Annotated in this window: 16 protein-coding genes; 13 read left to right on the forward strand and 3 right to left on the reverse strand. The window is 63.6% G+C overall.

Translation table 11 applies throughout. The features are described 5' to 3' along the window. The 13 genes from BR39_RS0112065 (at nt 1) to BR39_RS26165 (ending at nt 11,534) form a co-directional block, all read left to right on the forward strand. Entirely contained in the window at nt 1-903 is a 903-nt protein-coding gene (locus tag BR39_RS0112065; RefSeq protein WP_029911861.1) for a phytanoyl-CoA dioxygenase family protein, read from the forward strand. Between the two features lie 90 nt (nt 904-993). Beyond that, nucleotides 994-1,515, forward strand: coding sequence for a DUF1993 domain-containing protein (locus BR39_RS0112070; RefSeq protein ID WP_197026689.1), 522 nt, complete (start codon nt 994-996; stop codon nt 1,513-1,515). 119 nt (nt 1,516-1,634) lie between these two features. Further along, nucleotides 1,635-3,086 carry an MBL fold metallo-hydrolase gene (locus BR39_RS0112075; protein WP_156035736.1) on the forward strand — a complete coding sequence of 484 codons (1,452 nt, stop codon included), beginning with the start codon at nt 1,635-1,637 and terminating at the stop codon, nt 3,084-3,086. Nucleotides 3,087-3,192: 106 nt separating this feature from the next. Beyond that, the gene (locus BR39_RS0112080) at nt 3,193-3,387 is read left to right on the forward strand and encodes a hypothetical protein (RefSeq protein ID WP_029911868.1); all 195 of its coding nucleotides are present in this window, start codon (nt 3,193-3,195) and stop codon (nt 3,385-3,387) included. Between the two features lie 355 nt (nt 3,388-3,742). Continuing rightward, nucleotides 3,743-4,105: a nuclear transport factor 2 family protein gene (locus BR39_RS0112085; RefSeq protein ID WP_051695542.1), complete on the forward strand. Its 363-nt coding sequence runs from the start codon at nt 3,743-3,745 to the stop codon at nt 4,103-4,105. A gap of 630 nt (nt 4,106-4,735) precedes the next feature. Then, entirely contained in the window at nt 4,736-5,254 is a 519-nt protein-coding gene (locus BR39_RS0112090) for an NADAR family protein (protein WP_029911872.1), read from the forward strand. Nucleotides 5,255-5,589: 335 nt separating this feature from the next. Beyond that, a complete protein-coding gene (locus BR39_RS26490; protein WP_156035738.1) occupies nt 5,590-6,354 on the forward strand; it encodes a hypothetical protein in 765 nt (254 codons plus the stop codon). Nucleotides 6,355-6,898: 544 nt separating this feature from the next. After that, on the forward strand, nt 6,899-7,228 hold the full coding sequence (locus tag BR39_RS26495; protein WP_156035740.1) for an EF-hand domain-containing protein: 330 nt from the start codon (nt 6,899-6,901) through the stop codon (nt 7,226-7,228). After that, nucleotides 7,225-8,046, forward strand: coding sequence for a sterol desaturase family protein (locus BR39_RS0112105; RefSeq protein WP_051695545.1), 822 nt, complete (start codon nt 7,225-7,227; stop codon nt 8,044-8,046). The genes BR39_RS26495 and BR39_RS0112105 overlap by 4 nt, the downstream gene beginning before the upstream one ends. Before the next feature lie 582 nt (nt 8,047-8,628). Continuing rightward, a complete protein-coding gene (locus tag BR39_RS25810; RefSeq protein ID WP_081916718.1) occupies nt 8,629-9,213 on the forward strand; it encodes a helix-turn-helix domain-containing protein in 585 nt (194 codons plus the stop codon). A gap of 2 nt (nt 9,214-9,215) precedes the next feature. Further along, nucleotides 9,216-10,439, forward strand: a complete 1,224-nt coding sequence (locus BR39_RS0112115; protein ID WP_029911884.1) for a type II toxin-antitoxin system HipA family toxin — start codon at nt 9,216-9,218, stop codon at nt 10,437-10,439. A 167-nt stretch (nt 10,440-10,606) separates the two neighbouring features. Further along, complete coding sequence (locus BR39_RS26160; protein ID WP_081916720.1) at nt 10,607-10,792, forward strand: glycosyl hydrolase 115 family protein; 186 nt, start codon at nt 10,607-10,609, stop codon at nt 10,790-10,792. Nucleotides 10,793-11,093: 301 nt separating this feature from the next. Beyond that, a complete protein-coding gene (locus BR39_RS26165; RefSeq protein WP_197026690.1) occupies nt 11,094-11,534 on the forward strand; it encodes a hypothetical protein in 441 nt (146 codons plus the stop codon). 136 nt (nt 11,535-11,670) lie between these two features. Here BR39_RS26165 and BR39_RS0112130 read toward each other — a convergent pair whose 3' ends face one another. The 3 genes from BR39_RS0112130 to BR39_RS0112140 form a co-directional block, all read right to left on the reverse strand. Continuing rightward, nucleotides 11,671-12,225, reverse strand: a complete 555-nt coding sequence (locus tag BR39_RS0112130; protein ID WP_029911890.1) for a dihydrofolate reductase family protein — start codon at nt 12,223-12,225, stop codon at nt 11,671-11,673. A gap of 95 nt (nt 12,226-12,320) precedes the next feature. After that, a complete protein-coding gene (locus BR39_RS25815) occupies nt 12,321-12,812 on the reverse strand; it encodes a GyrI-like domain-containing protein (protein ID WP_051695551.1) in 492 nt (163 codons plus the stop codon). 614 nt (nt 12,813-13,426) lie between these two features. Next, nucleotides 13,427-14,905 (reverse strand): integrase arm-type DNA-binding domain-containing protein, encoded by a 1,479-nt coding sequence (locus BR39_RS0112140; protein ID WP_156035743.1) that lies wholly within the window; start codon nt 14,903-14,905, stop codon nt 13,427-13,429. Nucleotides 14,906-15,011: the final 106 nt, after the last annotated feature.

The following is a 15,011-nucleotide window of genomic DNA, read 5'->3' on the forward strand; positions in this document are numbered from 1 at the left end:
ATGCGCTTGGACCAACAGCCCTCCACGCCCTGGGTGGAGTCGGACCAGGTCGAGGCCTATCTGGACGCCGTCGGCGCGGATGCGGCGCAACGTCGCTTCGTCACCGACCTGCATCGCGACGGCGTGGCGGTGATCGACCTGGGACCGGAAGGCCGGGCGCTTTGCGATGAGGTTACGGCTCAAACCGCTCGCTTCTTTACCCTTGGCGTCCGCCGCGTCCAGGACGCTTGGCGACGCTCGCCGGCGGCGCGAGCTCTGTCCAACCTGCCGGTTATCGACAACATGCTCACCCTGGCGTACGGCCGCCGCCCCTTCGCCTTTCAAACTCTGAATTTTGTCATAGGCAGCGAGCAGAGCGCCCATGCCGACGCCGTGCATTTTCACTGCGAACCCCAACGCTTCATGTGCGGGGTATGGTTCGCCCTGGAAGACGTGGCGGCCGATGCGGGACCGCTGTTCTATCACCTGGGCAGTCACAAGCGGCCGGTGTTGGGCATGCGCGAGGCCGGCGTGGTCGGCCGCGCTCCCGAGGACCAGGATTACGAGACCTTCTACGTGCCGGCCTTCGCGCGGACGCTGGCCGTCCCGCGCACCTTGGCGATGCTGAAGAAGGGCCAGGCCCTGGTGTGGACCGCCAATGTGGCGCACGGCGGTTCGAGGATCGTTCGTCAAGGCGCGACCCGCCGCTCGATGGTCACGCACTATTACTTTGAAAACTGTCTCTACTACACGCCGATGCGCTCGGAGCCCGAACGTGGACGGTACGATTTGCGGCTGCCCGCCAATCTCAAAACCGGCCTGTGGGTCTGGCCCAGGCGCGAGGGGCGGCGCGCGCCCTTGCCGCTGAGAACGGTCAAATCCGCCTTGATGCAAGCGGTTCGACGGTCCGTACACATCACCTAGCCTCGCCCGCCCCCTGCTTCGCGGCGCTGGAGCAGGCCTAGCCGCATGGCGAGCGCCTCGCTGACGTTTCACGACCTTTGGAGAACGGACATGGCCGACCGCGCAGAACAAGCTTATCCGATCGATGTGTTCGTCCAGGTGCTGCGCACCCTCGATCACATCCTGGAGGTCGCCGAGGCCTCCAGCGAAACAGGGGACGCGCCCGATCGCCTGGTGCGCGCGCGCCTTGCTCCAGACATGTTCGATCTCACTCAGCACGTGGTGCTGACGTGTCGACAGGCCCTGGAGGCCGCCAGCCAACTGACACGCCAAGAGCTGGCCGCCTTTCAGCTGGAGGCCGCGAGCCTGGCCGATCTGCGCCGTGGCGTGGGGCAAGCGCTCGAGACGCTGCAGGCCCTGCGCCGCGGCGTGATCCTGGAGGCGCCGATGATCGTCCAGGCTCCTACCGGTCAACAGTTTCGGATGACGGGATGGACGATGATCAACGACTGGGCGCTGCCCCAGCTCTACTTCCATATGGTCACGGTCTACGCGATCTTGCGCGCCGCGGGGGTTCAACTGGGCATCCGCGACTATCTTGGCCACATGGGCAAATACATTGTCCCGGCCTGACGTTCGGCCGCCGCCAGAAGGCTGGTCCTGTCCTGTGATCGGTTCACGCCGCGCGCCCCTTGAACCGAGCGCCCCGCCCCCGATTTCTTTCATGCGCCCAGCCCGCCAGGAGCCGCCCGTTGCGTAGCGCCGTTGCAGCCCTCGTCTCTTTCGTTGTCTGCGCGCACGGCGCCTTCGCCGCGAGCGCGCCGGCGTCCGGCGCCCACGGCTCGCGTCCCGAAGACACCTCAGCGCTGCCCGGGCTTTGCGCGCCTTATCAAGGCGCCGGGGCGAGCGTGGCGTTGGAAGGGCTGCGGTTCGCGCCGGAGCAGGCGCGCGATCCCGGCAGCGCGGTTGCGACGATCGACGCGCGTCAGTCGATGCTGATCCTGAACGGGGGCCATTTCCTGCTACGGACGTCCACCGTCTATGCGGGCGATATCGAGTTTCGGTTCAGGACCGTCGGCTCGCCCGACGGCGAATGGACGATCGACGAGATCGGCTGGCGCGACGGCGACGTCCTCCAAGCCGACGACGCCGCCGCCTCGGTCAAGGATTACGCCGATCTTCGGATGCTCGTCCCAGGGCTCCTGGCGTGTGACGCCCACGCCAGCCCGGCCGTCGCCGCCGGCGCGCAACTGACCTATCAGGATCCGGCCGGGCGCCCCGTCACCCTGCACCTGTCGAGCGGCCTGATCCAGACCGCCCAAGTCGGCGCCGACGACTACCACTATCTGGACTGGCGCCAGACGCCCCAGGGTCCTGCCCCCCAGGTGATCGAACGGCGGCGGCGCGACCAACTTGTCGCGCGCTGGACGACTGTGCGGACCGCGCCCGCCCAGGGGCGGTATGAAGGCGTGCTGACCGCGCCCGAAGGCTATCGCCCCGCCGACGATGGCGGGACGCTGCGCGCCACCCCGCTCGGCGCGGGAGCCTATCGGGTCGACGCCGCGCCCTCAGGCTATCATACCGGTTTCGTCGTCGGCGCGCGCGCGATCGCCGTCTTCGACGCCCCGGTCAGCCTGGAGGCGGCCAAACAGGTCCGCGACTTGGTCGAGCGCACCGCGCCCAACCTGCCAATCGCCTATGTCGTGGTCTCGCATGTGCACGGCGACCATGTCGCCGGATTGGCCGCCTACGCCGACGCCGAGGTGATTGCAGGTTCCGGCGCCAGCGCGGCCATCGCGCGCCAGTTCGGCGCAGGTCCGGCCTTTCGGCTGCACGAAGTCACCACCGCGGCCCGCATCGACCTTGGCGGACGCAGCGTGGCCGTCTTTCCGATCGACAGCAGCCACGCCTCGACGATGCTTGTGGCCTATGACCCAGACTCCAAAGCGCTGTTCCAGGGCGACCTGTTCTATCTGCCCGAGCGCGGCGCGACGCCGCCGGCCTTCACCACGGGTCTCGAACTGCAGCAGTTGATCGCTCGCGAGAAGCTGGACGTCCGCTCCATCGTCGGGGTGCACGGCCGCACGGGAGGCATGGACGACCTGGCGCACGCGGTGGGCTTAAGAGCGGCCCGCCCACAGGATCGCGGCTGCGTCGGGACGATTATTGGGCCGACCGCCCAGGGCGGCTTGACGACGTGCTAGGACCACTCGCCGGCCCGGCGCGCAAAAGCCGCGAGCGGTGGGCGCTCACGTGACCACCATCGGTTCATTGGCCGGGTGGATCGGCGACAGCGGCCGATGAACGGGCTTGGAGCGCGAGCGGCTGCGGGCGCTGATCCGAAAACTTCCTGGCGGCCCCGATCTGCAGATCGTGTTTGGCGAGGCCGACGACGGCGCGCCTTGGTGCGCGATCATCAAGCAGGCCGGCGAAGTCCTCGTTCGCGTCGCCCGCCTCCCTAGCGAGCTCGTCGTGCACGTGACGGGTCAACAGGTCGTCACATGAGCGATCACCTGCGCGACGCCCTCGGACCAGGGCCGCAGCCGGCAGGCAAGGGCGTTACGTCGACGCGAGCAGGCATGCAAAGGCGCGTGGAGGTGATGCTTCAGCTGGCTGCGGCGCGCCTGCTGGCGCTTGACCGCGCCCGGCTGTAGGCACTGGACGGCCGCGTAGCTGGGGCCTGAGCCGGGATGGCCGTCGGCCACCCGCCGCCTTCTCGCCCAGCCGATGGATGAAAGCCCCACCAGACGACTTTAGGCATTGATCTGGCGGGTTCAGGGCCGCCGCCTCAGGGCGCGGGCGGCAGTGGACCGAGCGTGGATGCGCCGCGGCTGGCCGCGCAGGGACAGGAGAAGCTCTGGTGGATGGGGACGCCTTCGCCCGTCGTTGGCGAGATGACTGGAACAGGCGCGACCTCGACAGCCTGCTCGATCACTTCGCCGAGGATGTGATCTTCACCTCCCCCGTGGCGGCGCAGGTCGTTCCCGGTTCCGGTGGCCGGATCATCGGCAAGCCGGCCCTGAGAGCTTATTGGACCGAAGGCCTGCGCCGCAGGCCCGACCTGCATTTCACCATAGATCATGTCTTTGTCGGCGTGGACGTCCTGGTCATCCAGTACCGCAACCAGGCCGGCGGAAGGGTCAGCGAGGTGCTGCAGTTTCGCGACGGCTTGGTGGCCGCAGGCCACGGCGCCTACGCGACGCCCCCGCTCGACCCCTCCTGACCCCTTCGGACGGCGCTTGCGCATGGCCGCGTCGCGCCCCCCTCCCTCCTCCAGGACTACAATGCGATACTGGCTAGAAGCATACCTGAAGCACTTCGCACTTAATTTCGGTCAAGCCCTCCAGGGCGTCCGATATATATTCTCCCATCCAAATATTGATCGATACGCACCGCCAGGTTCGGTCGAGCACATATTTCGATCAATCGGGTGTCGCTCGCGTCTCATAGCGAACGACTTGTTCTTCGCGATACTTCCACCTCACTGGCATCACACACCAGACGAGATCGATAGCCTGCGCGGCACCTCGTTCGTTCGCTGGTTTCATTATGGCTATTGTGCCTGGCGCTTTACAGAAGCTGGCGAAACTCGATCCGACCTGTCGAACGTAGATCGTCGATGGGATCCGAGGTGCGACGACTAGGGCCGATATGGACACCTCGGCGGCCAGCGCGGCCGAGGTTTTCCGCCAGCTGATTCGCCGCTCCGCGAGCACTGCTACCGTCCGCTCAGGGTCGGGTGCGGAAACAGCGTCTGCGCCTAGAACCGGACCTTGGTCGCCATGCCGGACAGCGGACGGGGCGAATGTCTGGAGGGGGTGGAAAGGGGACGTGTCCGAGGTCATATGGCGAGATGACCCACGACGAGCCCTTGATCTTCGAAACTGACCTGCCCGCCGCAGGGGACTTCGACAGCTTCCATCCCTTCATCAAGGGCGTGTTCAGCCAATGGCACCCGACCTCGTTTCAGGTAGACGGCCTGACCGTGGTCACGGCCGAGCAATGGATGATGTTCTCCAAGGCGAGGCTTTTCGGCGATAGCGACGCGGCGGATGCGATCCTGGCGACCGACAATCCGGACGAGCAGAAGCGTTTTGGTCAAACGGTCCGAGGCTTCCAGCAGGACGCCTGGGACCGCTGGAAAATCAGCATTGTCTACCAAGGCAACTTGGCGAAGTTCGCCCAGAACGCGGGCGCTGCCCGCCAATTGAAAGCGACCGGACGGGCTATGCTGGTCGAGGCCAATCCGCGAGATTGGATCTGGGGCGTGGGCTTGGCGATCGACGATCCGTCAGTGCAGTCGCCTTCCGAATGGAAGGGCGGCAACTTGCTGGGTCGCATCCTGACAAAGGTGCGATCCGAGTTAGCCTAGTACGTCGCTCTACGTCCGCTCAGGGGCGGGAGGAGAAATCAGCCCGTCGCCCGAAACCGGACATTGGACGTTTCGGACTAGGCGATAACCTTGCAAAGGTCGCTGAGCTTCTAACGCGGGGCGAAGGTCCGGTTGTCGGCGCGGCGCCAATTTCTCTTCCCGACCGATGCTGTTGAAAAAGTCGGATTCCGGTTCAGGGCGTTGAATTTTCTGCGATATTAGGCCCTATTCGAAAATTCGCGCGGCCGGATGTATTCGCCAGCTTTGGCCTTGAGCGGACACTTTATAGCCGTCTATCGCGGTTTATTTGGCAATACTCCGAGACACCGTGCAAAATGCTAAAATTCCCGCAAGTCAGCTTTTCGACTTTTTCAACAGCATCGACCCTTATCGGACGCTCATGGGGTGGAAAAAAGACCTTCGCTGTGTTCCTTCAAGGGAAGAGCTGGGCGGGATCGATGGTGGAACTTTCAGCAGAAATCGTTGCGCACCTTCAGGCCGCCGCGCCAGAAGGACTACAGCGGGTCGCCGATAGGCGTTGGGTTGGCGAACCGCATGACGGCATCCGCAGAATCCTTGAGTTCCAAGCGCTGAAAGGCGCTCAGTATTCGGCCCGTTGGGGCTTTTCTGTCGATTTCGTGCCGAACCTGCAAGGCGTCCGCCTTTCATGGAAAAGGACGGCGAAGACGGCCATGTTCGATCTTTGCATCGATCCGATCGACGTCGAAGGGCATGTGCCCAACTGGTGCGCCTTCACCGCCGATGCTCGCAACGGCCCCGTGAAGAAGATCGTTCGGGCCGTAAGGGAGCAATCCTCGCGCGATTTCGCGCGGATCAACACGCTCCAGGACCTTCGCGAACTTTTCCAACAGAGAGCGGCGATGAGGTTTCGCCGCTTTAACCTGGCGAACTACGTGCAGACCGATCTCGCCTGGGGGTTAGTAGAAATGGCGACCGGTGAAGAAGAAAGCGGCGCCAACCGAATTGCCGCCTTTTGTGATCGGTTGGGCGTCGCCTCGGAGACGCCCATTCTCGTGAAGGCCCAGCAAGAAGCGTTGCGGCGCCTAGACGGAGGCGCTCCGGCGGTCCCCTCCAATTAGGGGCGGCGCCGAAATGAGGGCCACGCCTGAAGCCTGACCTATGCCGGCGAACGGATCTGGCGAGGGCCTGTTCGAGGTGGCTATCTGACGCTTCGCCGACCCCTTCAAGCTACCGCGGTGCCCCGTGCCATTCACGAGCGGCCAGGATCGCCTGATCGCTGGCCTTGCCACGACGGCGAAACCAAATGCCGTCCCATGAGAAAGAGCAAAAGCCCGATCTCGGCGAATTCAACGTCTGGACGTCGCGTCGCGGCCCGAAGCACCATCAAGGCCCCCTAGACGACGGCGCTCACTCAGGCGGAGCGTCAACGTCGCCCGAGTTCGAGCGTTGCGCATCCGCGCGCCACGAGCGGGCTTACACTTCGTCACACTCCGCAAAGTCCTTGAAATGGTCGGGTTTCATGAAAGTGGGCTGATGCGGCCTTCAGCTTAGCCGACTTGCGAGCCGTTCGATGCAGATATCGGTACTACCGGCTGTGTTCAGCATCTCCGCCGCGGCGTCTCCATCGTCCAACTGGGAGGCGGCTCGCCCGCCGCCCAAGTTATGAAGGCCGACGCCAACCGTGACGGCTATGTTGACCGCGCCGAATATCAGTTGTCGGGAGACTGTCAGTTCTCGCATCTGGACCCTGACCATCATGGCGCGGTCCCGATTTCGGACTTGCCGCGTCTCGCCCGGTCCAGCGCGCCACAGGCCAAGCGCCTGAAAATTCTTCTCCACAGCGCGGATCGCGACCACGACACCACGGTCACGCGAGCCGAATTCGTCAAAGCTCGCTCGCCCGTGTGGGACCGGCTCGACCAAGACCGGAACGGGCGGCCGAGCCGCAAGGAGGTCAAAGGCGCTCGAAGCAGGCTCGAGACGCCACGATGATGTACGATCGCCCAAGAGGGCTCCTTCTTGCCGCGGCTCTGGTCGTCCTCGCCGAGCTTGGCTGGCGCCTAGCTACCAAGCGTGGCTACGACGTGAAGGTCGCTGCAGGGTCGTTGGCCGTCGCTGCTGGCAACCTGGTGTTTGGCGTCGCCAATGGCGCGGTCATCTACCTCGTCCTGAACAGTCTCTGGACGCTCGCGCCAGTTCGCTGGCCTCTCGAAGACTGGCGCACCTGGGCGGTCGGCTTTCTGCTCACCGAGCTTGCCTATTATGTCTTTCACCGGATGAGCCACGAAGTGCGGTGGATGTGGGCCAGCCATGCCGTACACCATTCGTCCGAGGAGCTGACGTTCCTCTCGGCGATCCGTCTGGGTTGGACCAATGCGTTGTCGGGCGCCTGGATCGCCTATGTCCCGTTGGTGCTCATCGGGTTCGATCCCCGTCTTGTCTTGGTTCTGCTTGCCTTCAACCTCCGCTACCAGTTCTTTCTGCACACCGAAATGATCGGCCGGCTTGGGCCTCTGGAGTGGGTTCTGAACACCCCCGCCCACCACCGTGTGCACCACGGCTGTAACCAGATCTATCTCGACCGCAACTACGGCGGCGTGCTGATCATCTACGATCGGATGTTTGGAACCTTCGCGGCCGAGCGCGCCGACGAACCGATTCGCTATGGCCTGACAACCGGGCTGTCTTCGGCCAATCCTTTCGTGCTGGCCTTCGACGAGTGGCGCCGCTTGTTCGTCGATCTCCGCGCCGCACCCAACTGGCGCGCCCGCCTTGCGGTGGCCTTACGAAGCCCGGGCGACGCGTCTTAGCCAGGGCCTGCCGTCTCGGGTGTCGCGAAGCGCAACCTCCAGAAAGCAGACCTTCAGCGACGAGCCCAGGAGACTGTGTTGAACGCTATCGCGCGTCGGGGCTGGATGGCTGGAGCGGCCCGGCGGACCCCGCGGATGTCCCGCGCCGCCAACGGTTCGGCCGCGAAATCAGTGGATCATCCGCAGGCCAGACCGAGGTTCTGGCTCGGATCGCCGCCGCGGGCCGGGAGGTTCGCGACGTAGCGTTCCTCAGCATCAACGACAGCATCGTCAGTCTCATCCGCCAAGACCAAACGACCATGTCGTCGAATGGCGGATCTCGCGAAACGGAGCGCCGATAGCGGTCGGCGATCGCCTGACGTGTCGCAAGGCACGCGCTGGCGCTGGCTAACGGTGGGCGTCTTAGCGACATTCGTGGAGCTCACCGGTCTTGCCAGCTACCGTCGGCATATAGATATTCTATCTAATGTCATTCGCGACATGTGATATGAAATAGCGCATCAGATCAATACGATGATGGTGGCTTTTTGATATTCCATATTATATATAGCAGTGAGATTGATCCATTATGGCGTATCAAACATGGAAGCGCGTACTCGCCCCCTAACCGACGCCCTTCGTGACACGCGCGGCCGCAAAGGCTGGTCGCAGCGCGACGTGACCGCGCGGATGAAGCTGACCCAAGCCCAGCTGTCGCGGATCGAAAGCGGCGCGGCGGACGTGCGGCTGTCAACCTTCGTTGAGCTCGCGCGTCTGCTCGATCTTGAGCCTGTGCTCGTTCCCCGCACGGCCCTTTCTGGGGTCAATGCAATCATTCGCGAGCTGGAAGCCAACCAGGACGCCCGCTCCGTGCGCGGCGCAGCCAATACCCTGGCCCAGATCCTACGGCACTATCGACAAAGCTATCCCAAGGCCCCGGAGCTCGATGCGCTTGAGGAAAAGATCCGCGAGCTGCAGGCCATTGAGCCGCTCTTCAGGACGCCGGTAGCCCTGACGGAACTGCTCGACATCACCGATGAGCTGCAAAATCGGGTTGGCGAGACGGGCTCCAATTGGACCGGGCCGGTGCATAAGGCCGTCGTTCGCTTAACGGATCTGCGTAACGCCCTTGTCCACCAAGCGCCGGCTAACGAGCGTCCAGCCTACACTCTGGACGATGAGGACTAGCCATGTTCGATGTCCTTGAAGTCCGCCTTGGCGATCGAACGGTCGGCGCCATCACCGCGCTGGGCGGCGACCGCTCGATCTTCACCTTTGACGATGGCTATGCGGAAGATTCGCAGCGGCCGACCCTTAGCCTGTCGTTCAAAAGCCAGACCGGCGGGCTGATCCGCGAGCACAACAGCACCCAAACCCGACTGCTGCCCTTCTTTTCGAATCTTTTGCCCGAGGGGCGCCTTCGCGCCTATCTGGCCGAGCGCGCCGGCGTAAAGACCAGTCGGGAGTTCTTTCTGCTTTGGGCGCTGGGCGCTGATCTTCCCGGTTCAGTCTGGGTCGGTTCGGCTGATGGGGAAAAGCCGCCGCCGGGTGCGGGTGGCGCTGAAGAGGCTGTGGGCCAGGCCAGCAAGACCAGCCGCGCGTTTCGCTTCTCATTGGCCGGCGTTCAGCTGAAGTTCTCAGCCTTGGCCGCCCCAAAGAAAGGTCTCACCATTTCCGTCCACGGCGATGGCGGGGACTGGATCGTCAAGCTGCCTTCGGCTCAATATGCCGGGGTCTCCGAGAACGAGTTTTCGATGATGTCGCTGGCCCGCGCCGTCGGCATCGACGTTCCGGAGATCAAGCTTCTGTCGCTGGACGACATCGAGGGATTGCCCACCGACGTTGGGCGCTTGGACGGCGGCGTTTTCGCCATCAAGCGTTTTGATCGCCTCGAGACCGGCGAGCGGATCCATATGGAGGACTTTGCTCAGGTCTTCGGGCTTTACCCGGAAGACAAGTACGAAAAGGCCTCTTACCGCAGCATTGCCGGCGTGATTTGGCGCGAGACAGGCGAGGCGGGCCTCGTTGAGTTTGTGCGGCGACTGGTGTTCAACGCGCTGATCGGCAACGCCGACATGCACCTGAAGAACTGGTCCCTCCTCTACAGAGATGGCGTCAACGCCACCCTGGCGCCCGCCTACGATTTTGTCGCCACCCAGGCCTACATCCCTGACGACAAGGCCGCACTCAAGGTCGTGCGCAGCAAGCGCTGGGCCGACCTTAGCCGGGACGAGCTTGTTGCCATGTCGCGCAAGGCCGGCCTGCCCGAGGAGCTGGTGCTGCGCACGGCGGCTGAAACCGTTGCGGCGTTCCGCGAGGTCTGGAGCAATCAGCGTATCGGCTTGCCGCTCGACCAGGCGGCAACCGATGTGGTCGAGACCCAGCTCAAGATCGTGCCGCTCGCCCAAATATAAGGAGCGTAGCGCTGGGTGCGACCGAGTCTTAAGTCAGGCGCCGATGGGGGCCAGCCAGTTGTGTCTGCCGCTACGTCCAAACCATAGAAGTCTTGAAGCACCCATCCGCGCTCATCGATGGACGGCGTGCCATCCTCCCAAGCGCAGGCTTGCCACAGATCGTCCAAATGGGGCGAACCTCCTGCGGGTGGACCACCGAAAAGTTCGGCGGCATGAACAGCCAATTCTACGCCAAGCTGTTCGAGGTCATCCTGCGGCTGCGCGGCAATTATCTGTGGCCGGCGATGTGGGACAACGCCTTCTTCGAGGACGATCCGGACAACGCCCGCCTGGCCGAGGAATACGGCGTCTAGAACGATTGTTCAAACCCTGCGCCGTCGCGGCAGCCCTCGCACCCCGTCGCCATGGTCCCGCTTTCCTCAATCGCTATGGGTTGAGCTTAGAGATGGCCGGTTTATGGAGTCTTGCGCGCCATCCTCAACGTGCGGAAGTTGAAGCGAACTTAGAGTCCGCTAAATGGCGCAAAGCGACCGCGAGACGGGTCCTGAATTAGGCGCTAGTTTCCGCAGGAGGCATAAACTTCCTCATCCCCGTCGAGCGGAATAGGGACCTTAACGGCATAGCTGCGCTGTGCGGAACCTTCGGAGCGCTAAGGTGGATCCAGTTGTGACGGCTGCGATTACGATGCTCCAGCAAGGCGACCAAGAAGGGGCCCGTGTCCAGCTCTTGGAATTCTGGGCCCGAGCCGACGCGGATCTCATCGAGCGCTGCACAATCGCGCATTTCCTCGCCGACACCGAGGCTGATGTCGCCAGTGAGCTCACTTGGGACCTGCGAGCGCTTGAAGCTGCCACAGGCGGGTCTGCTGGCGAGGATCGCGATCCGCTCACGCCCGATCTGGCCAGCTTTCTTCCGTCTCTGCATCTTAATGTCGGTGACGCATGTCGCCGGGCCGGCGATCTCCTCCTGGCTGAACGTCATGCTCGTTACGGCATTGCGCGCTCTGAAGCCCTTGCTGGTGATGGATACGGCGTCACCGTCCGGCGGGCGCTCGACCGACTGCTTGACCGCGCCACGGCCGGGCGCGCAGACTAGGCCGCATCGGATTCGGTTAAAGTGCATCTCTGGAACCGCTAGCACGCGCGCTGGCCGCGAATGGAGGGGGCGAGACCGTTCTCGGGAGGTGGCCCAACCCGACTAGGCGCGTCAGGCGCTCTTAGTCGACTGGAGTTCAGGCGCGGGTATAATGTACGGCGATGGCGCCGTTGCGCAACGGCTTGGCCGAGACCAGCACGAGCCGCCGCGTGCTCGGCAATCCACTCTGGTAAAGCGTCGGGCCGTGCCCTGCCACCATCGGCTGAATAAGAAACTTGTAGTCGTCGATCAGGTCCAGGCGATCCAGCTCGGCTGCGAGCTTGCCGCTGCCAAGCAGAACGCCGGATGGCGTGGCGTCTTTCAGGGTTTGGATGCCCGCACGCAGGTCACCGACGATCTGTTGGCTATTGGTCCAAGGAAAATCGTCTCTCGTCGAGGACACTACGTACTTGGCCTTATCCTCCAGTGTTTGCGCCCACGCGCGCATCGACGGCGGCGCGTTGATCTCGCCACAGGCGACCAACGGCCAATAGCTCTCCATCATTTCGTAGGTGACCCGGCCCCACAGCATGGCGCCGCTCTTATCAAGGAGATCCGTAAAGTAGGCGCGGGTCTCATCGTCGACGATACCCTCCTGGTGGTCGATACAACCATCGAGCGTCACGTTGATGCTGAAGGTCAGAAGTCCCATGCAATAACTCCGGTTCTTGTGTGAGAATCGGTTCAGCCGTCGAGGTGTCGCCCGGTCGCGGCTTGCTCCCCGGCGTGGAGGCCGTAGCCCGACGGCTAATCGGCGATCTTGATCGTCACAATGGTTTCGAGTTTTAGGGGGGCGGGCTCGTCATCGGGCCCGTTCACGTAGATTTCCAGTCGGCAAGCGAAATGTTCACCGTCAGAGTGCGTTTGGCTGTCCCACACAACGCCATGGTCGCGGGCCCAACCCACCAGCTTGGCGTTGGCTTCCATGAGGCCGTCGTAAGGCCCGCGATGGATGACTTCACCAAACCGTCCGGCGGGGAGAATTCCGGTGATAAGCGTGTCTGTCGCAGGCTGCGGCTCCGCGATGGGCACTCCAAATTCCATCTCGATGTCGGGCATGGCGATGACATTGTGCTTGAAGAAAAGCGGCCCCGCTGGTGTCAGCCCCTGGGATGCGAGCCCGGCGAACAGTTCATGCAGTATTCCCGGGATCTCATCGTCGAAGGGCAAGGTCACGCACCGGCGGATGGCGGCATAGGGGACAGAGGGACGCTCCTGGATGACGGGGGCCGTGATCATCGTTCCTCCTTTAAATCTGAGTTCGGCGCCGACGAGCGCAAGCGAAGGTTTGGCACCGGGTGTCCGCAGGCGGTTTTGGCGTCCTTGCTGGCCGCGCCCAAACAACTCCTTCTGAACTGCCGGGCGACCGCATTGGCCATAGAGGCGGCGAGCAAGGAGAGGCGCTCATCGAACTTCCGATCCGACACTGTGTCTTCCCACGGCCGCCCTAGGCTCTGGGGCGGCGTCAGGCGCGCGCTGAATAGGGCTACCACACAGCCGAGCAAATCGGCCGAGCCGGAGCTCAGCTTCGCCGATTGCACGCGACACCCGCCGACGCTGTCCGTTCGAAGAGGCGGAGAAAGGTCGAGGCGGGCGGACGACGTCCCTGCGACATCGCTTCCGGGCCCCCATGGACTGGGGTGAAGCCTGCCCTTGGCGCTCCAATCGCCGATGAACATGCCGAAAAGCGCAAGCCGTTCTGGTGACACGGGCGTGTTCATTGGGATCTCGGATCTAGGCGCCTGCGGGATCAGCCCAGTTGCCGCGCCCGCCTCAATGTCGATCATTTCAAGGACTCACCCCCCGACGCTTTCACTCAGCGGCTGGCCGATGAAGAGCGCCGGGCCCGTACCCTAGTAGCGTGACGTGCGATAGCGTGGCGCCGCCTGCGTGGGCGCCGATGAAGGCGCCTGGCCGCCCTCTGGAGTGCGCGCGTTCGCCGACGCCTCGCTCGCGGCTGCGTCGTTGGCCAGCATCATGCTCTTGAGCAGGCGAGGGGCGTCGAACTTCACGAAGCGCTCGACGCGCGCGGCGTTCGATCGGGGGTCGGGCAGCGTCGGATCCAGGACCGGGTCGCCGATTTTCCGCGAGCCAATGCGGGGCCATGAGCCCGTCTTCACGCGACTGGCGTTCATGATCGTTTTGGAGAGCTTTTCCTGGCTTGTGCGCAGGTGCCCGCTCAAGAGCCTGGCGCGCGTGATATAGCCCGCGTTCACGCCTGGCAGGCTGTGGTTCATCAGCAGGTGCATGTCGATCTCCGACAAGCCAGCGACCTGGCCTATCGTGCGATAGGTCTGGCGAAGATCATTGCCCCACTTGGAGAGAACCTGGCGCTGCTCCTTGTGCTCGACCAAGTGCCCCTCGCGGCTATCTGCGGTGAAAATCCACTCGCCGCTCTTGTCCGGGTAGATCATGCGAGCGGCGCGGATGGCCCTGACAATGCAGCGGATCATCGCCTGTGACAGCGGAATGTCGAAGGCGCGGTCGGCCCCGCCCTTGGGGCGGGGAATATGCAGGATCCGGTCCCTCAAATTGAGATGCTCAAGGCGCGACCGAACCAAGGCGCCAGGCCGGCTTCCAGACAGCAAGGTGAAGAGATGGAACTCGCGGCGCACGGGATGACGCATTCTGCGGGCTTCTTCGAACCATTGCGGAAGGTCGTCGACGCCCATCGCCGTGTCACGCCGCTTTTCGCGGTTCCAGTCGACCGCGAGGGTCGGGTTCTCCGCCGGTAGGTAGCGATGGCTCTTGCGCGCGTGGTTGTAGATCGCGCGAAGCGTGCGCATCGCGCCATTCGCCGCGGACGGACCATTCTCCCGGGTGAGCTGGTCGTGACGCTCGGCGACCATGGCTGGGGCGTCGCCCAGGGTCTGGAGCGGGACGTCAAGCCAATCGGCCAGCAGGCGTTCGACATGGTCCACATAGCCCCGGATGGTGGCCTCGCTGCGCCCCTTGCGCTCCATGTGAGACGTTCGGTATCGCGCCCAGGCCTCGCGCAGGGTGATGCCCAGTTGGGCCTTTGCTTGGGCAAGCGCGGCGGCCTCGTCCTCGGCCTTGAAAAACTCGCCACTGGAAATCTTGGCGATCAGGGTCTTGGCCTTCAAGCGTGCTTCGCGAACCGTCATCTCATCAGTGCTGCCGACCGACATGGCCTTGGAGCGACGCTTGCCGTCCTTCCAGAACTCGCCGGTCACCATGAACGTCTTCTTGCGGGCGCCGATGAGCACGTAGAAGCCGCGCAGGTCGTCGTCGCGCACTCGGTACTGCCCGCCGTTGGCGAGCGGCAGCTGGAGGAGGGCGCGGTCGGTAAGCGAAAGTTTGATGTCGGCCATTACGACATTCCACCGGAAAAAACTAAGACGGGGTTTTCGGGCGATTTATGCCGGGGTTTATCCTGGGGTTTGCAAAAACCCCAGACTAAAATCGGCTACGAAGCAA

Origin of the sequence: Caulobacter sp. UNC358MFTsu5.1 (assembly GCF_000712075.1) — a bacterium.
Lineage (GTDB): Bacteria > Pseudomonadota > Alphaproteobacteria > Caulobacterales > Caulobacteraceae > Caulobacter.